Consider the following 17,640-nt stretch of genomic DNA (forward strand, 5'->3'; position numbering starts at 1 on the left):
ACAGTTCAGTTACGCCAGATGGCGTGATCAAATAAAAGAGGAGAGAGAAATGATTGCAAAGTTCGCTTGTGTAGCCGCTATTCTTACTGTCGCTTCCGTTGGTCAGGCCAATGCGGGCGGTCTTCTGGGTGGCATCCTGTCCGGCAACAGCAACAAGGGCGGCGCCCTTGTCGTCGTCTCGCCGAGCATCGATCTCGGCGTCAGCGGCATCCTGTCCAATAACGGGATTCTGAACGGCAACAAGACCGGTATCCTGAACGGCCTGCTGAACGGCAACAAGACGTCAGTCGATGTCATCGACAACAAGAATGACGGCGGCAAGAAGCGCCGGCACTAACTGAAATTTGGAACGGGATGGCGAAACCATCGGGCTTTTCTCCATCCCGCTCCAACGGGACAGCTCGAAAATCATCAGGGATTTTCGACACAGACGATGCGCAGCGCATAAGCCGGCAATGATCCTCGAGTTGCGTGTGTTTGACGCATGGCATTTCCGGCAAGAACAAACGGCGCATCGCGTGACTGGAAGGGGGCCTTGCGGCCCTCTTTTTTTGTTCAGGATGGTCCATCAGCATATTGTGTTCGCCGATCCGTGACAACTTTGGGGAAAAGCGGTGCATGCTAATATAGTTATATTTATAGATTCTAATTTGTATTTAGATAATAAATAAATTTATAAAGTAAAAATCTGATTATATTTTCAGTGCTTTCATTTTTTCTGTCGTTGTTACTTTCTTTTAACTTTTGGATGCTTCAATTAGCACGTGCCCCCGGCTCGCCATTTGTGATTGTGATTTCGGTGGCGGGTATGTTCGCGGCCCGCATTTTGGCGGGTAAGGAAGTTTTGAAGGAGCTATTTCATGTTGAAACAATCATTTCTCGCACTCGCCGCGCTCGGCGTTCTTTCCGGCGCAGCCTTTGCTGCAGATGCCGTCAGCGACGTTCCCGCGGCGCCTGTCGTCGACGATGCCGCGCCTGCCTTCTCCTGGGACGGTTTTTACGCCGGTGTTTCGGGCGGTTATGGCTGGAACCGGTTGAAAACGACTGAAGACGGTGAGACCGACAAGCATAGTTTCGATGGTGCTCGTTTTGCGGGCTTTGCCGGTTACAATGCCGAAGTCGCGCCATCCGTCATTCTCGGTGTCGAGGGTGATCTCGGTTATGCATGGGGCAACAAGACGATCGACCTCAGCAAGGTGTCCTCGGGCCTGAACGGTTCCGCGCGCCTGCGTGCCGGCTATGCCGTCGACCGCGCCCTGATCTACACCGCCGGTGGTTACACCGCGACGGACAGCGAGATCAAGACTCCCTTCGGCAATGCCAGCAAGATGCTGAATGGCTGGACGATTGGCGCCGGTATCGACTACGCCTTCACTGACAACGTATTCGGCCGTCTCGAATATCGTTACAACGATTTCGGCAAGGAAACCTACACTGTCCAGGGCATTTCCGCCGATGGAAAGCTCAGCGAACATGTCGTCAGCGTCGGTCTCGGCGTGAAGTTCTGATCGACGGATTTTCGTTTCCGGAGAGGGAGCGCCCGTCTTTGCGACGGCCGCATCGGGGGCGACAGTCCGGCACAATATCGATCCATAACCTGCCCGGCGGCGAGAACATTCCCTGGGCGGGTGCTTTTAATTGAGCGACAAGGGCTTGCGGTTGGGGGGCGTCCACCCCAGGTCGATAGACACACCCAGCGTAAATGAAGCGGTTTCGTCTTCATCTGCAATGAAACCGCATCCGGCTTTCCGAACAGGCTTGAACCGCAGAGCATTTTGGTGTGATGGTGGGTTCCAATCCACTCCCGCTTGCCAGTCTCCAGTCGATTCCCATGCTACAGAAAAGCACTTCGCCGGGCGCTTTTGACCGTCAGGCCTATTTGATCGCGTTGCTGGTTTTCATCGCCGGCAGCACCAATGCCGCCATCGTACCGTTTATCGGTTTTTACATCATTCAGGTGCTCGGCCATCCGCCGGCGACGCTCGGTCTCTACAGCGTGACGGCGATGGTGGCCTCGATCGTCGCCAGCCGTCTTTATGGCGAGCGGGTGGATGCCGGCGTGCGGATCAAGCCGCTGCTCATGCTCTCCATTGCAGGTGCTTTCGTGGCGGCGGCGGCCGCGAGTTTCGGGCATCTGGCGCTGCTGGTGGCGGTAACGGCGACGGGCATGGGGCTTTCCAACGCCGCCACCACCCTCGTCTTCAGTTATGGCCGGTATCACGGCCGGGTGGAGGCGCTCGATACCACTGCTTATAACGCCTTCCTCAGAATGATGGTGTCGCTGGCCTGGATGTTGCTGCCGGCCGCAGCCTTTCTGATCGTCGATTTCGCCGGCGCAAAAGCTGTCTTCGTGAATGCGATGCTGATGGCGGCCATCTGGGGGGCGCTTGCGCTTGCCATCGTGCCGCGTGGGCAGACTTGCCCCATGGAGCGGCGGGATGAGGGCGGAGCCGATGCGGGGCGCAACCTGCCGCTGCTGATGGCGACGACGGCCAGTTTCTGCATGTCTTTCGCCCATGCTCTCTGCGCCTCGGCCCTGCCGGTATTTCTGGTGCGTGAGGTGGGCCTGCCGGACTATGCGCCGGGCCTGTCGCTCAGCGTCAAATGCGCCATGGAAGTCCTGCTTATCCTGCTCGCGCCGAGGATCATGCGCCGGATCAGCGCGCGGCTGCTTCTGAGCATCGCGGCGGTGACGGCCATCGTTGCTTTCAACATCATCGCTTCGGTCACGACCCTGCCGGCCATGCTGGTGGGGGCTGCCATGGAAGGTTCCTATTACGGCCTTTTCGCCGGCACATCTCTCACCTTCGTGCAGGGCTTTGCCCGCGGGCGCACGGCGCGGGCGACGGCGCTCTACATGAATTCGATCTTCCTTGCAGCACTTTTTGCGGTGCCGCTGATGGGGTTCGTGTCGCAATATGCAAGCTTCGGCACCTCGATCCGGCTTGCTTCGGTCGGTGCGGGTGCTGCGCTGCTGCTCTTGTTTCTGACGCGGCGGCAGGTGGCGGATTAGGCTGTTCGGGCGGGGGTAGGGAGGATTTCATCTGGCCTTGCGGCCCGATCATCCCTCATTCCTGTGACAAGCACAGGAATGAGGGGCAGGGTGTTGGCCCTCACGCCGAAATATCGATGATCCCGCAATCGCCCGCTTCCGAGGCGAAGGCGAGCAGCTTGCCGGTGGCGCTCCAGTCCATGGCTGTAATGGCGCCCTTGCCGGGGCGGCGAAGCAGGGCTTCCTTGCCGTCGGCCAGGCGCACACCAAGAATCATACCGTCGATGAAGCCGATGGCGAGCACGTCTTCCACGGGGTGGAAGGCGACATTGGTGACCATGATGTTGGCGCGGCTGCCGAGTTCTTCCGGAGCCTTGCCCATCGGGCCGTCCTTGCCGGCAAATGGCCAGACAATGGCGGCTGGCGCACCTGATGAGGCGAGCCATTTGCCCTTTGCCGACCAGGAGATGGATTTCACCTTGGCGGGATAACCGGTCATGCGCATGTGGCGGGCTTCCATGCCGCCCTTGGTCGCTTCCATCTTCCAGCCATGCAGGGCATTTTCCTGCATGGTGGTGACGAGGAACTTGCCATCGGGCGAGAAGGTGACGCCGGTATGCGCGCCCTTCCATTCCAGATCGACCGGATCGCCCGCACTTGCCACCCAATGCAGTGTCACGCCGTTATAACGGGCAACAGCAATGCGCAGGCCCTTCGGCGCAAACGCGATGGCCTCCACTGTGCGCTCTTCCTTGAATTCCTTGACCGTACCGTCGGATAGCCGGACAAAACTGGACTTGCCGACGCCATAAGCCACCGCCTTCTGCGGCCCGCCGGCAACGACGCCGACCCATTTGCGCGGCACATTGGCGAGCTCACTGATGCTGCCATCATGGCCGATGCGCAGCACACGGCCGTCTTCGCCGCCGGAAAGCAGCGTGGCGCTGTAGGGATCGCGAATGCAGGTCAGAAGCCCGTCATGCGCCTGCGTCACCTTCTCGCCGCCATCCAGGCGGTGAATAGTGCCGGCGGCGGTGGCAAACAGGGGAATGTCGCCGAGAAAATGGGTCGAGACCACGTGGCCTTCGATATCAAGCGGGGCAACAGTCGGCATGGGGCATCGGTCTTTCGTATGTGCGTTTTTCGTTTGATGGATTTCGGTCGCTGACCAAGGTCGGGAGGACCCGTTGGTGCGGTTTCAACCCGTGGCGTCATGGTCGGCCCCCCGGGGGCAGGCCCGTGGATGATCCGACCATCCATATGCTGGCGGCAATGGGTCCTCGGGTCAAGCCCGAGGATGACGTCGAGAGTGAGGAAGGGCACCAAAAACGCCAGGAGCGGCGCGGTGCCCCGTCAGAGGTGTCAAGCCGTGGCGAGGCAGGCGTTGAAGCTCTTTTCCAGCTTCTCACGGTCCAGTTCGCGGCCGATGAAGACGAGGCGGCTTTCGCGCTTTTCGTCTTCCTTCCACGGGCGCTGGTGGTCGCCCTCGATGATCATGTGCACGCCCTGCACCACGTAACGCTCCGCATCACCCTTGAAGGCGATGATGCCCTTGAGGCGCAGAATGTTGGGGCCGTCTGTCTGGGTGACCTTCTGGATCCACGGGAAGAAGCGTTCGGGGTTCATCTCGCCGCCGCGCAGCGAGACAGACTGCACCGTCACGTCATGGATCGGCGAAACCGCGCCGTGGTGGTGATCGTGCCCATGGTCGTGATCGTGGTGGTGATGCCCGTGATCATGGCCATGATCGTGATGATGGTGGTCGTGATCGTGGTGATGATGATCGCAATCGGGGCCGCAGACGTGGTCGTCATGGCCGTGCTCGAGGAAATGCGGATCGTTTTCCAGCGCGCGCTCCAGATTGAAGGCGCCCTGGTCGAGAACGCGGGCAAGATCAACACCGGAACGGGTGGTCTTGTAGATGCGCGCGGACGGGTTGATGGCGCGGACGATATCCTCGATGCGGGCCACTTCCTCAGGCGAAACGAGGTCGGTCTTGTTGACGACGACGACATCGGCAAAAGCGATCTGGTCTTCAGCCTCGCGGCTGTCCTTCAGGCGCAGCGGCAGGTGCTTGGCATCGACCAGCGCCACAACGGCGTCAAGCTCGGTCTTGGCGCGCACATCGTCATCCATGAAGAAGGTCTGGGCGACGGGCACCGGATCGGCAAGGCCTGTCGTTTCGACGATGATGCCGTCGAAACGGCCGGGCCGGCGCATCAGGCCTTCCACGACGCGGATCAAATCGCCGCGCACCGTGCAGCACACGCAGCCATTGTTCATTTCGTAGATTTCTTCATCAGACTCGACGATCAGATCGTTGTCGATGCCGATCTCGCCGAATTCATTGACGATGACAGCGTATTTCTTGCCGTGGTTCTCGGAGAGAATGCGGTTGAGAAGCGTCGTTTTGCCGGCGCCGAGATATCCCGTCAGGACGGTGACTGGAATGGGCTTGGCTGGTGCTGTTTCGGTCATGGAAAACCCCGCGTGGAGAGAGGCTATCAAGCCTCAGGAAGATGTGTCGTCGTCCATATAGGCGCGACGCCCTGGCAGTTCAAAGAGATTTTGGCCGAATTCGGCCATGTCACTCAAATTTTGTTATGAAATAACGTTATGTCAAAAGCGTGGATATCTTCAAGCAGTTCGACAAGGCCATTCACAGCGTGGGAAATCAGCCTTTCGCCCTTTTCCGCTGTCGCGGCGGCGGCGTTTCCGGCAGCCCCGTCAGGGTTGAGATCGCTCATCAGCCAGCCGAAGGCGTGTGGGCCATAGGCGCGCAGGTGTTTGAAGCGGCTGGCGAAATCGCTCTGGCGGGAGGCGAAGCTGGCGGCCTTTTGCATCGCCACCCGCTCGGGGTGAAGCGCTAGCATGACGGATGTCTCGATATCGCCGCCGTGAATATCGATCGCCTTGTCCTCCGGCTTCACGATATCGGCCGGCACGCCGAAACGGGTCCAGCTTGTGGCGACCGCCAGCATGCCGAAACGGGCGCGGGCCTCGGTGGCGACAATGGTCATCAGCGGTGAATTGCCGCCATGGGCGTTCAGCATCACGAATTTGCGCACGCCCTTTTTATATTCCGCCTCGGCAATGCCGAGCCAGCGCTCGATGGCCTCATCGTAACGCAAGGTCTTGGTGCCCGGCACATTCATGTGTTCGATGGAATATCCGACCGGTTCCACCGGCAGGAAGGAGACGGGCAGATGGCCGGGCAGGGCGGCGGCGAGACGGGCGACAATGCCTTCGGCAATCAGCGTATCGGTCTCGAAGGGCAGGTGAGGCCCGTGCTGTTCATGCGCGCCGAGCGGCAGCACGGAAATTGCACCTGTTGCGCGAAGATGAGGGTCTGTTACGTTTTCGTCGTGATAATGCGTGTATGAGTTTGGCATCTGGCAGTCCGCACGTGTATTCGGTAAGGATTTCCAGCAACATATATCGGTTCCGCCACAGGGTAAAAGGCACTCGCATATGAGCAAGGACAAATCCGGGCATAAGGACAAAGGCGCCAAGAAGGAAAAGGGCAGCAAGAAGGTAAAGGACGCCAAAAAGAGGGATGAGAACTTCAATCCCGAGGAGCTGGCGCAATCCATTACCCAGGCCGCCCGCTCCATGCGCACGGCGCTGAGCCACAGCCTTGCCGAAAGCGGGCTTTATGCCGGGCAGGACGGCGTTATCCTGGCGCTGGCGCAGGAAGGCAGCCTGACGCCGGGGCAGATCGCCCAGAAACTTGGCGTCAAGGCGCCCACCATGACGCGCACCATCGGCCGCATGGAAGCCCAGGGTTTCGTGGAACGCAGTGGCGACGACGAGGATGGCCGCGTGACGCTGGTGAAGCTGACGGAAACGGGCCTGAAAAGCGTCGACCACATCAACACCTCGATAGCGGATTGCGGAGCAAGGGCGATAGAGGGGCTTTCGGCCAAGGATATTCGCAACGTTGTTAAACTTCTCAAGGCAATCGACGCCAATCTTCAATAATTTTGTTGAAATTTTTAAAAGAACCATCTGTTTTGTGGGTATTCCTTAAACGGGTTGCGGATTTTGTTTAAATTGTTTAATTGCAATTTAAACGGAGACATCCGTCAGTGACACGCGTTTGGGGAGGAATGCCGTGGCCCAAAAGGTCAAACTGTCTACGATTGCCGAAAGCCTCGGTCTTTCGACCGCCACCATTTCCCTTGCATTGCGCGATAGCCCGCTGGTCGCTGCCGATACGCGGGACAAGATCAAGGAACAGGCGCGGGCGCTGGGTTATATCTATAACCGCCGCGCCGCCAGCCTGCGCACCTCGCGCTCCGGCATTGTCGGCGTGGTGTTCCATGATGTGATGAACCCGTTTTACGGGGAAATCCTCAAAGCCATCGAAAGCGAGCTGGATCGCAGCCGCCAGACCTTCATTCTTTCCAACCATTATGATTCGGTGGAAAAACAGCGCACCTTCATCGAGACGCTGCTGCAGCTCGGCTCGGACGGTATCATCATGTCGCCCGCCATCGGCACGCCGATCGAGGACATGACGCTGGCCGAAGAAAACGGCATGCCTGCCATTCTGGTCGCCCGTTCCATGGACGGTGTCGATATGCCGACCTATCGCGGTGACGACAGCTACGGCATTTCGCTCGCCACCAACCATCTCATCAGCCTCGGCCACCGCACCATCGCCATGGTTGGCGGCACCGACCAGACCTCGACCGGCCGTGACCGTTACCAGGGTTACGTCAATGCGCTGCGCAAGGCCGGCATCGAGGTTGATCCGAACCTGCGCATTCCCGGCCCCCGCTCCAAGCAGGGCGGGTTTGAAGCGGCGGTGCATTTCCTGTCACTGCCGCAGAAGCCGACCGCCGCCGTCTGCTGGAACGATCTTGTCGCCATCGGCCTTATGAACGGCATTTCCCGCGCCGGTCTGGTGCCGGGTGTCGATATCTCGGTAACCGGCTACGACGATCTGGAGGAAGCGGCCATCGCCACGCCGGCGCTGACCACCGTTTCCAACGGCCAGGCCGAGGTGGGGCGCTTAGCGGCGCGCGCGCTGCTGGACAGGCTGGCGGGCAGCCATGAGCCTGACGGCATTCACCTCATCAAGCCGGAAATGCGCATTCGGCAATCGACCGGGCCGGTGCGGCCGCGGGTGTGAGCTCGTTTGCGACTCTGAGCCGGCTGACCGCGCGCCCATAGTCGTCGTCGGCGTTTCCTTCCCTCGTCATGCCGGCCTTGAGCCGGTATCCAGCCAGCCCAAGTCCTTGGGCTGAAAGGATTGTTTTCGCCGCGCAGACGTGTGTCGGCTGGATTCCGGCTCGAGGCCGGAATGACGAAGCTATATAGCGACGCCGCAAAAAAATCGGCATGAAACTTCCGTCTGCCCCCATAGCATCCCCTTATTGCCCTTTTCACGGCCGCCGTTGTTTGAAAAGATCGCCGCCCAGAGGAGTGGTATGGCGAGCAGTTCGCTTGAAAGCCACTCCGGCTATCGGAATGTTATCAGGAGGAATATCCGCTCATGTCTGACAAAAAGGCCGTCGTTCTCGTGCCCGGCAAGATAAACCCGCGCGTTCTCGAGCGCCTCGAAGGCAAGGTCGAGATCGTGACAGTGCCTGCCGGTGCCGAGCCGGTTCTGCCTGAGGGTGCGGCTGAGCGCATCAATGCCATCGCCGTTTCCGGCGTCGTCAACGCCAAATGGATCGATGCGCTGCCGAAGCTCGAGATCATCGCCAATTTCGGTGTGGGTTATGATGGCGTGGATGCCAAACATGCCGCCACGCGCGGCATCGTGGTGACGAATACGCCAGATGTGCTGAACGACGAAGTGGCCGATACGACGATTGCGCTGCTGATCAACACCGTGCGCCGGCTCTATCAGGCCGAAAACTGGCTGCGTGACGGCAAATGGGTTGGCGAAGGGCCGTTTGCCCTCTCTCCCTTCTCGCTTCGCGGCCGCAAGGTTGGCCTGTTCGGCATGGGCCGCATCGGCCAGGAAATCGCCAAGCGGCTGGAGCCCTTCAAGGTGGAGATCGGCTACCACACCCGCAGCAAGCGGGATGGCCTCTCCTATACCTATTACGGTTCGCTGAAGGAGATGGCGGAAGCTGTCGACATCCTGATCTGCATCGTGCCCGGTACGCCGGAAACGCATAAGGCGATCAACGCCGAAATCCTGACGGCGCTTGGGCCTGAGGGCGTGTTCATCAATGTCGGGCGCGGCTCCAGCGTCGATGAGGATGCGCTTCTTGAGGCTCTGCGGAGCGGTGCACTCGGGGCTGCCGGTCTCGACGTGTTCTATGCCGAGCCGAAGGTGCCGGAAGCCTTCCTGTCGCTGCCGAATGTCTCCCTGCTGCCGCATGTTGCCTCCGCCTCGGTTCCGACGCGCAACGCCATGGCGGATCTCGTGGCCGACAACATTCTCGGCTGGTTCAAGGATGGCACGGTGCTGACACCGGTGCCGGAAACGCCGGTGAAGGGGTGAGGTTCCGGCGATACTATGATGGGCTGCGGGAGACAGCCCATCCAGGTTTCTAAGAATGCGCCAATCTCTCATCCGTCATCCTCGGGTCAAGCCCGAGGATGACGTCGAGTGCAAAGGTTCAATGGTCATGTCCGAGAACGGAGAGAGGGCTCGGCGTCAGCTAGGACGCTTTTACGCCAACCCCTATTCCGCAATCTCCTCCGCCGTCACCCAGCGCCCTTCGGCAAACGACCGGGCCATGGCGTGGATGCTGCGCTCGATCTTCAGCCCTTCCTCGAAATCGATGATATGGGCCTTCTTTCCCTCGATCGCCGCTATCAGTTCGCGGCATTCGATCACCTTCAGATCATTGAAGCCGAGTCCGTGGCCGGGGGCGGGGATGAAGCGGTCATAGGGCTTGTGGTGGGGGGCGGCGAGGATGGTTCTGAAACCCTGCTCCTCGGGGCGTCCATCCGTGGTGTAGAGCTGGAATTCGTTCATCCGCTCCTGGTCGAACAGGATCGAGCCGGTGGAGCCATAAATCTGGATGGCGATGCGGCCCTTGCGGCCCCAGGCGGAGCGGTTGGCGATGAGCACGGCGGAAATGCCGCCCTCAAGCTTCAAGAGAACGCTGGCAAGATCATGCGTCTCGACGGCGCGCTCGCCGCCGCCGGCAAGCGGGCGGGTCTCATAGGGTTTCACCATATCGGTGATGGCGCTTTGTGCGTGGCCGAACAGGGCAAAGAGCAGCGATAACGGATGCACGGCGAAATCATCCAGCGCGCCGTAACCGGAGGACGCCTCGCTCTTCCAGTAAAAGGGCTGGGTGGCATCGGCCATGAAGTCCTCATCCATCTCGGCGCGGACATGGTAGACCTTGCCGATCGCGCCTTCGTCGATCAGGCGGCGCATGTGGCGGATTATTGGGTTCTGGATGTAGTTGTAGCCCATCGCCGCCGCCTTGCCCGACCGCCGCGCCGCATCGCGCATCTTCACCGCGTCAGTAAAGGCGGGCGCCATCGGCTTTTCGCACCAGACATGCTTGCCGGCCTCAAGGGCGGCAATCGCCATGTCCGGGTGGAACGCATTCGGCGTGGTGACCGAGATGACGTCGATCTCGGGATCGGAAAGCAGATCGCGCCAATTGCCGGTGGAGCGGGCAAAACCGAACTCGGCCGCCTTTTTTGCTGCCAGTTCGGAATTGACTTCCGCCAGCGTCACGAGGCGCGGGCGCTCCACATCGCCGAAGACGCTGGTGACATTGTTCCACGCGAGCGCGTGGCATTTGCCCATGTATCCCGTGCCGATAAGGCCCACGCCAAGAGCGGCCATGGTATTTTCCTCCCGAAATTATATTAATTAATTCAATTCGTTAATTGCGTTTGTTGTGTGCCGAGACAGTCTCAAGACGTATTTTCGCGCACTCCCTCATTCCTGTGCCTGTCACAGGAATCCAGCCGACGCGCGTCTGCGCGACGGAAAGAATCCCTTCAGCCAAAGGACTTGGGCTGGCTGGATCCCTGTGACAGGCACAGGGATGAGGAGGCTGCGGTTTTTGCCTAAAATGCCTTACGGGTTATCCCGCTTGAAAATCCAGTCATGATCCGGGTGGTTCTTGAAGCGCCATTTGCGCATCGGCCCCGCCATCACGTTCAGATAATACATCTCGTAACCATAGGGCGCGCCGCAGGGGTGATGGCCCTTCGGGACGAGCACGACATCGCCATCCGACACCGCCATGGTCTCGTCCAGCGAGCCGTCTTCGGTAAAGACGCGCTGGAAGCCGAAACCCTGCGCCGGGTTCAGCCGGTGATAATAGGTCTCTTCCAGATAGGTCATGTCGGGGTAGTTATCCTCGTCATGCCGGTGCGGCGGATAGGATGACCAGTTGCCTGATGGCGTGAAGACCTCCGTTACCAGCAGGCTGTCGGCCACGTCGCGTTCTTCCATGGCGATGGGGAAGATATAACGGGTATTGGCGCCCTTGCCGCGTTCGGTCAGCTGCACACCGGTTGGGCCGATCTGCTGCGCCTCACGGCTGCCTTTTTCGCCGGGTGCGGTGCAGACGCCGACGGTGCAGTCGGTCGTGGCCGTCAGCGACCATTCGGAGCCGGCGGGAACATAAACGCAATGCGGCGGCTTGCGCTCGAACACATTCATGCGGTCGCCAAGTTCGCCGAACTCCTTGCCGCCTGCGGAAATCGTCGCCTTGCCTTCGACCAGCACGAGGATGACTTCCGTATCGCCGGTCTTCTCCGCCGCCGTTTCGCCCGGCTTCAGGCGGTAGAGGCCGAAACCGACATAACCCCAATCCGCGCTTTGGGGCGTGATATCGTGCACCTTGCCGCTGGTCGCGACCGGCTTGCGCAGAAGTGAGGTCATGGTGGTGTTCCTTTTTGGTCAGTCGTACAATTTATCGGGCGGCTGTTCCGACGTTCCCTCATTCCTGTCCCGGGGAACAGGAATGAGGAAAGGCTTCAGGCAGCCTCGGCCTTGTCCAGCCCCGCCTCGCGCGCAAACGCCTTCAGCGATTTCAGTCCAAGGCTCTGATATTCGAACGGGTTGCGCACATCAGGATCCTGTTCTGCCTCGATGACCAGCCAGCCGCTGTAACCATGCTCGGCCGCCACTTTCAGCACCGGCGGGAAGTTCACGCCGCCTTCGCTATCGCCCGGCACGGTGAACACGCCGCGGCGAACGCCTTCGAGGAAGGAAAGCCGTTCGCGCCGTACCTGATCGGCAATGGCAGGGCGCACGTTCTTGGCATGGATATGGCCGACGCGACCCATGTATTTCTGCGCGACGCGCACGGGATCGCCGCCGCCGAACAGGCAATGGCCGGTATCGAGCAGCAGGTGAGTCTTCGGACCCGTGTGTTTCATCAACAGGTCGATTTCCTCTTCGCTCTCCACCACCGTTCCCATGTGGTGATGATAAACGAGGGTGATGCCCTGTTCGGCGGCAAAGGCGGCCAGCGCCTCGACGCCCGCGCCGAATTTCGCCCAGTTCTCGGTCGCAAGGCGCGGACGGTCGACCAGCGCCTTCCCGTCATCGCCGTGGATGGCGTTGGAGGTCTCGCAGACGATGATGACCTTCGAGCCCATGGCCTTCAAGAGATCAAGCGCCGGCTGCATGGCCTTTTTTTCGGATTCGATGTCGTCGGTCAGAAGGTTCAGCGAATGCCAGCCGGAGACGAAAGAGAGGCCGCGCGGCGAAAGCACGCCCTTCAGGCCTTCCGGGTCGGTCGGGAACTTGTGGCCCTTCTCGATGCCGTCGAAGCCGATTTTGGCGGTTTCATCAAGGCACTGTTCGAGGCTGATATGCGCACCCAGCGTGCGGTCGTCGTCGTTCGACCAGGCGATCGGGTTGGTTCCGTAACGGATCATCTTACTGTCTTTCCTTGACATGGTTTTCATAACGTGCGCGGGCCGGGCCGATTTCGGCGCGGTCGGACACTTCCGGCACCGCGACATCCCACCAGTGACCGCCGGCCTGCGGCGTCGGATAGGGATCGGTATCGATGACGATCACGGTCGTGCGGGTGGATTCCCGGGCGCTGGCGAGCGCTGCTTCCAGCTCGGAAATGGTGGAGACCTTGCGAGCATCCGCCCCCATCGAGCCGGCATGGGCCACGAAATCGATGGCGATCGGGTTGACGTTGGTGTGGGCGTAGAGATTGTTGAACTCCGCGCCGCCGGTTTCCATCTGCAGCCGGTTGATGCAGCCGTAACCCCTGTTGTCGGTGATGACGAGCGTGATCTTGACGCCCATGGCGACCGATGTGGCAAGCTCGGAATTCATCATCATATAGGAGCCGTCGCCGACCATGACGATCACGTCGCGGTCCGGTTCCGCCATCTTGATGCCGAGGCCGCCGGCCACTTCATAACCCATGCAGGAGAAGCCGTATTCCATGTGATAGGAGAGCGGCAGCTTGGATTTCCACAGTTGATGCAGCTCACCCGGCATGGTGCCGGCCGCGCACATGACGACGGTATTGTCACGCGACTGGCGCTGCACCGCGCCGATCACCTGCATATCTGTCGGCAGGCTGTTGGCGTTGTCCTCGCCCGGCGCTGCCGTATCGGCATCGGCCTTTTCGAACCATGCAGCCTTGAGACCGGCATCCGGCGCTGCGAAACGGTGGCTGCCGAGTGCTGCGGAGAGTTTCTCAAGCCCGATCTTCGCATCCGCCGTCAGGCTGATCGCATCATGCTTGGCGCTGTCATAGGGCTGAACGTTGAGCGCAAGAATTTTACGGTTCGGGTTCTTGAACAATGCCCAGGAGCCGGTGGTGAAATCCTGAAAGCGGGTGCCGACGCCAAAAACGAGATCGGCCTTCTCGCTGATGATATTGGCGCTTTCCGCACCGGTGACGCCGACCGGGCCGAAATTGAGATCGTGGTCCCAGGCAAGCGCCGATTTACCGGCCTGCGTTTCGACGACCGGAATGGAATGGGTTTCGGCAAAGCGCTTCAGCGTTTCGGTTGCGCCGGCAAAATGCACACCGCCGCCGGCAACGATGATGGGGTGCTTGGCCGCCGTGAGCGCAGCGACGGCCTCTTCGAATTCCACCACATCCGGTTCAGGGCGGCGCTGACGCCAGACCCGCTTTTCGAAGAAACTTTTAGGGTAATCATAGGCTTCAGCCTGCACATCCTGGCAGAAGGCCAGCGTCACGGGGCCGCAATCGGCCGGGTCCGTCATGGTGCGCATGGCGCGGGGCAGGGCTGTCAGCAACTGTTCCGGCCGCATGATGCGGTCGAAATACCGGCTGACCGGACGGAAGCAGTCATTCACCGTCATGGTGCCGTCGCCGAAATCTTCCAGCTGCTGCAGCACGGGGTCGGGGCCGCGATTGGCGAAGACATCGCCGGGGATCAAGAGTACCGGCAGGCGGTTGACATGCGCAAGCGCTGCCGCCGTCACCATGTTCGCCGCACCGGGGCCGATGGAGGAAGTGACCGCCATGGCGCGGCGGCGGCGCAGCTGCTTGGTATAGGCAATGGCCGCATGGGCCATGGATTGCTCGTTCTGGCCGCGATAGGTCGGCAGCTCGTCCCTGATGCCATAAAGCGCTTCGCCGATGCCGGCGACATTGCCGTGGCCGAAAATGGCCCACATGCCGGCAATATAGGTTTCGCCATGTTCATTCATCTGCGCCGCCAGGTAACGAACCATGGCCTGCGCAGCCGTCAATCTGATTGTCTTCACGCTGCCTCTCCCTTTTTGGCGCGCGCCTCATCCCAAATACGGCACAGGCTGGTGTAACGCTGCGCCATATCCCTGACCGCATCCTCATCGGTCATCTTGCCGGAAAGCCAGCCGCGGGCGGCGTCGGCAAATATCGTGCGGCCAACGGCGAAACCTTTGACCAGATCGAAACCGGCGGCAAGACGGAAGCTTTCTTCCAGCTCGCTTTGCGGTGCGTCGAGGCCGAGAACGACGATGCCGCGCACATAAGGATCGTTGCGATGCACGGCGTCGCAGGCGTTCTTCCACGCGGCGCGGGTCTTCATCGGCTCAAGCTTCCACCAGTCAGGATAGACGCCGATCTCATAAAAGCGCTCGATGATGCGGGCGGCGGTCAAATCGTCGGTCGGGCCGACCTTGGAGGGAATGACCTCCAGCAGCATTTCCAGCCGGTTGCGACGTGCCGCCTCGAACAGGCGCATCACGGTCTCTTCCTGCGCGGCGCGCATCTCCTCGGTATCATCGGGGTGATAGAAACACAGAACCTTGACGACATTTTCAAGCGGCCATTCCGAAAGGCCGCCGAAATCCTTGCCGAGATCGGGTTCCAGCGTCAGCGGGCGCGAGCCCGGCCATTCCACCGGACGGCCGATCCACAGGCCGGAGCCGCTGGCGGCAAACAGCGCATCGCGGCCAAGACGGCCATCGCAGAGAATACCATAACCCGCCTCACCGCCGGCAACCTGCTGTGCGGACTGAAGGCAGAGTTTCTTGAAGGCGCCGATCTGCTCGTGCTTGACGCCAAGCTCGTCGGCGATCGCCTCCAGCTGCATACGGTGATCGAAGGCGAAGACGCGCATCGTCTCCCAGTCGCCCTTGCGGTTGGTGGACCAGTGCACCTGCTCCAGCGCTTCGTCCTTGCGCAGCGCCCTGTTGCGGATGCCGGCCTTGAAGAAATATTGCAGTTCTTCCCAGCTTGGATAGGCCGGGGTGCAGCCATGACGGGAGACGGCGAAAGCGCCGCAGGCATTGGCGTATTTCAGCGTTGTCGGCCAGTCCTCGCCGCGCAGCCAGCCGCGGAACAGCCCGGCCATGAAACCGTCACCGGCACCCAGAACGTTGAAGACCTCGATCGGGAAACCTTCACCCGTCTCGCCATCATCGAGGCTATCAGGAATAGCGCCGGTGAAGACGACGGCGCCCATCGGTCCGCGCTTGCACACCAGCGTCGCATTCGAGACCTTGCGCACGGCGTTGAGCGCGGTGAGCGTATCGGTGGAGCCGCCCGCGATGTGGAACTCCTCTTCCGTGCCGACGATCAGGTCGAACAGATGCAGGGTGGATTGCAGCTTGGCGGTAACCTTCTGCGATTCCACAAAACGGCTTTCGCCATCGCCATGGCCGGCCACACCCCAGAGATTGGGGCGGTAATCGATATCGAGCGCGGTCTTTGCGCCATTTTCACGGGCGAGTTTCAGTGCTTTCAGCACTGCCGCTTCCGTTTTCGGATGCGACAGATGCGTGCCGGTGGCGCAGATGCAGCCTGCCTCGGCAATGAAAGCGGGATCGATATCGTCTTCGCTGAGCGCCATGTCGGCGCAGTTTTCACGATAGAAGATCAGCGGGAACTGGTTCTGGTCACGAATGCCGAGCAGCACCAGCGCGGTCAGCCGCTCCGGGTCCGTCTTCACGCCGCGCACATCGACGCCTTCGCGCACCAGCTGTTCTCGGATGAAGCGGCCCATATGCTCGTCACCGACGCGGGTGATGACGGCGCTGTTGAGCCCCAGGCGCGCCGCGCCGGCGGCGATGTTGGTGGGCGAGCCGCCAATATATTTGGCAAAGGAGGCCATGTCCTCCAGACGGCCGCCAACCTGCGAGCCGTACAGATCGACAGACGAGCGCCCGATCGTGATAAGATCAAGTTTTTTCAAAAGCTTCCTCCTTAGCACCGCGCTTTTGCGCGGTGTGCCTCATGGTGTCGGGCGGATCAGGCAATCATGCCGCCACCTATCGCCATCCCGTTTCGGTGAGCCTCCTCCGCTCACATATCCCGTCACGAGACGGACGATTATGGAACGCCCGTTTCATGGATTTGGATCATAAATTCTATTTTTTCCGTTTTCAATAAAAATATTCAGGCCGTCTTGCGTGTTCCCACAGCAACCGCCAGCGTGATGGCGAGACAGAGCGTGGCGGAAAGCGAGCGGAACGCGCCGAAATCGATCTCCGTCACGGTCAGCAGCGTCGCGCCTGACTTCCGGAGCGGATTGACGGCGGAATCGGAAAGCGCCACGACCGGAATGCCGTTGGCGCGGGCATTTTCCGCAAGTTCCAGCGTTTCCGCGGAGTAGGGGGAAAAGGTGATCGCGATCAGGGCGTCGTCGCGGGAAATGGCGCTGATATTGCCGAGCCCGCCGACGGCGCTGTGCAGAACCGCCGGCACCTTCATCTTCTCAAAGGCATAGGCCAGATAGCTGGCAATAGGAAAAGAGCGCCGCAAACCGATGATATGCACGGTGCGTGCTTTTGCCAGTGCAGAAACCGCCTCGTCAAGCTGCCGCGTATCGACCGATTTCAGCAGCATTTCCAGCGAGGAACGGCCGGCTTCCACAAATTCCGCCAGCAGGCCGGATGCGCTTTCATCGCCCTTTTCACGCAGATGGTCGAGCCGTGTGGCATAATCCGGCCAGCCGCCGACATAGGAATCGCGGAACAGGCGTTGCATTTCCGAAAAGCCGGAAAAACCCATGATCTGGCAGAAGCGCATGAAGGCCGAAGGCTGCACGCCGGCGCCTTCGGCCATTTCGGCGACGGTGGAAACGGCGATGCGATCCTGATTGGAAGCGACATAATCGGCGCATTGCCGCAATCGTTTCGGCAAACCCTCCGCGACCTGGAGCAGCCGCTCCTCAAAAGCCTTTACGGAGTCTGGCGCCTCGATTGCCGTCATTGTCATTCCCTCATGCAGACTGAAATCGTGTGCACTTTAACTGCAATGGAATTTTTATTC

General features: G+C 60.3%; 15 protein-coding genes. 6 read left to right on the forward strand and 9 right to left on the reverse strand.

Going from position 1 to position 17,640, the window contains the following annotated elements; translation table 11 throughout:
- Nucleotides 1–49: 49 nt before the first annotated feature.
- From QRN60_RS14095 to QRN60_RS14105, 3 genes are all read left to right on the forward strand, one after another.
- The gene (locus QRN60_RS14095) at nucleotides 50–337 is read left to right on the forward strand and encodes a hypothetical protein (RefSeq protein ID WP_003505460.1); all 288 of its coding nucleotides are present in this window, start codon (nucleotides 50–52) and stop codon (nucleotides 335–337) included.
- Nucleotides 338–860: 523 nt separating this feature from the next.
- The gene (locus tag QRN60_RS14100) at nucleotides 861–1,508 is read left to right on the forward strand and encodes an outer membrane protein (protein ID WP_003505461.1); all 648 of its coding nucleotides are present in this window, start codon (nucleotides 861–863) and stop codon (nucleotides 1,506–1,508) included.
- A gap of 323 nt (nucleotides 1,509–1,831) precedes the next feature.
- Nucleotides 1,832–3,013, forward strand: a complete 1,182-nt coding sequence (locus tag QRN60_RS14105) for an MFS transporter (RefSeq protein ID WP_162691022.1) — start codon at nucleotides 1,832–1,834, stop codon at nucleotides 3,011–3,013.
- A gap of 100 nt (nucleotides 3,014–3,113) precedes the next feature.
- Here QRN60_RS14105 and QRN60_RS14110 read toward each other — a convergent pair whose 3' ends face one another.
- The 3 genes from QRN60_RS14110 to QRN60_RS14120 form a co-directional block, all read right to left on the reverse strand.
- Nucleotides 3,114–4,106, reverse strand: a complete 993-nt coding sequence (locus QRN60_RS14110) for a WD40 repeat domain-containing protein (RefSeq protein WP_003505463.1) — start codon at nucleotides 4,104–4,106, stop codon at nucleotides 3,114–3,116.
- 248 nt (nucleotides 4,107–4,354) lie between these two features.
- A complete protein-coding gene (locus QRN60_RS14115; RefSeq protein ID WP_080864522.1) occupies nucleotides 4,355–5,470 on the reverse strand; it encodes a CobW family GTP-binding protein in 1,116 nt (371 codons plus the stop codon).
- A gap of 113 nt (nucleotides 5,471–5,583) precedes the next feature.
- Nucleotides 5,584–6,384, reverse strand: a complete 801-nt coding sequence (locus QRN60_RS14120; protein WP_003505465.1) for a creatininase family protein — start codon at nucleotides 6,382–6,384, stop codon at nucleotides 5,584–5,586.
- Between the two features lie 79 nt (nucleotides 6,385–6,463).
- On the opposite strand from QRN60_RS14120, the gene QRN60_RS14125 reads away from it, so the two are divergent.
- From QRN60_RS14125 to QRN60_RS14135, 3 genes are all read left to right on the forward strand, one after another.
- Nucleotides 6,464–6,973, forward strand: a complete 510-nt coding sequence (locus QRN60_RS14125; protein ID WP_060724477.1) for a MarR family winged helix-turn-helix transcriptional regulator — start codon at nucleotides 6,464–6,466, stop codon at nucleotides 6,971–6,973.
- Between the two features lie 133 nt (nucleotides 6,974–7,106).
- Complete coding sequence (locus QRN60_RS14130) at nucleotides 7,107–8,129, forward strand: LacI family DNA-binding transcriptional regulator (protein WP_003505469.1); 1,023 nt, start codon at nucleotides 7,107–7,109, stop codon at nucleotides 8,127–8,129.
- A gap of 363 nt (nucleotides 8,130–8,492) precedes the next feature.
- Nucleotides 8,493–9,455 (forward strand): 2-hydroxyacid dehydrogenase, encoded by a 963-nt coding sequence (locus tag QRN60_RS14135; protein WP_111791385.1) that lies wholly within the window; start codon nucleotides 8,493–8,495, stop codon nucleotides 9,453–9,455.
- Between the two features lie 183 nt (nucleotides 9,456–9,638).
- Here QRN60_RS14135 and QRN60_RS14140 read toward each other — a convergent pair whose 3' ends face one another.
- From QRN60_RS14140 to QRN60_RS14165, 6 genes are all read right to left on the reverse strand, one after another.
- Nucleotides 9,639–10,766: a Gfo/Idh/MocA family protein gene (locus QRN60_RS14140; protein ID WP_111791386.1), complete on the reverse strand. Its 1,128-nt coding sequence runs from the start codon at nucleotides 10,764–10,766 to the stop codon at nucleotides 9,639–9,641.
- A gap of 237 nt (nucleotides 10,767–11,003) precedes the next feature.
- Nucleotides 11,004–11,816 carry a 5-deoxy-glucuronate isomerase gene (iolB, locus tag QRN60_RS14145; RefSeq protein WP_111791387.1) on the reverse strand — a complete coding sequence of 271 codons (813 nt, stop codon included), beginning with the start codon at nucleotides 11,814–11,816 and terminating at the stop codon, nucleotides 11,004–11,006.
- Nucleotides 11,817–11,911: 95 nt separating this feature from the next.
- Entirely contained in the window at nucleotides 11,912–12,820 is a 909-nt protein-coding gene (iolE, locus tag QRN60_RS14150; RefSeq protein ID WP_111791388.1) for a myo-inosose-2 dehydratase, read from the reverse strand.
- 1 nt (nucleotide 12,821) lies between these two features.
- A complete protein-coding gene (iolD, locus tag QRN60_RS14155) occupies nucleotides 12,822–14,648 on the reverse strand; it encodes a 3D-(3,5/4)-trihydroxycyclohexane-1,2-dione acylhydrolase (decyclizing) (protein WP_129565216.1) in 1,827 nt (608 codons plus the stop codon).
- Complete coding sequence (locus tag QRN60_RS14160) at nucleotides 14,645–16,561, reverse strand: bifunctional 5-dehydro-2-deoxygluconokinase/5-dehydro-2-deoxyphosphogluconate aldolase (RefSeq protein WP_111791390.1); 1,917 nt, start codon at nucleotides 16,559–16,561, stop codon at nucleotides 14,645–14,647. Before QRN60_RS14160 ends, iolD begins: the two co-directional genes overlap by 4 nt.
- A 203-nt stretch (nucleotides 16,562–16,764) precedes the next feature.
- Nucleotides 16,765–17,580 carry a MurR/RpiR family transcriptional regulator gene (locus QRN60_RS14165; RefSeq protein WP_020809640.1) on the reverse strand — a complete coding sequence of 272 codons (816 nt, stop codon included), beginning with the start codon at nucleotides 17,578–17,580 and terminating at the stop codon, nucleotides 16,765–16,767.
- Nucleotides 17,581–17,640: the final 60 nt, after the last annotated feature.

Source organism: Agrobacterium sp. CFBP2214, assembly GCF_030209895.1.
Classification (GTDB): domain Bacteria; phylum Pseudomonadota; class Alphaproteobacteria; order Rhizobiales; family Rhizobiaceae; genus Agrobacterium; species Agrobacterium radiobacter.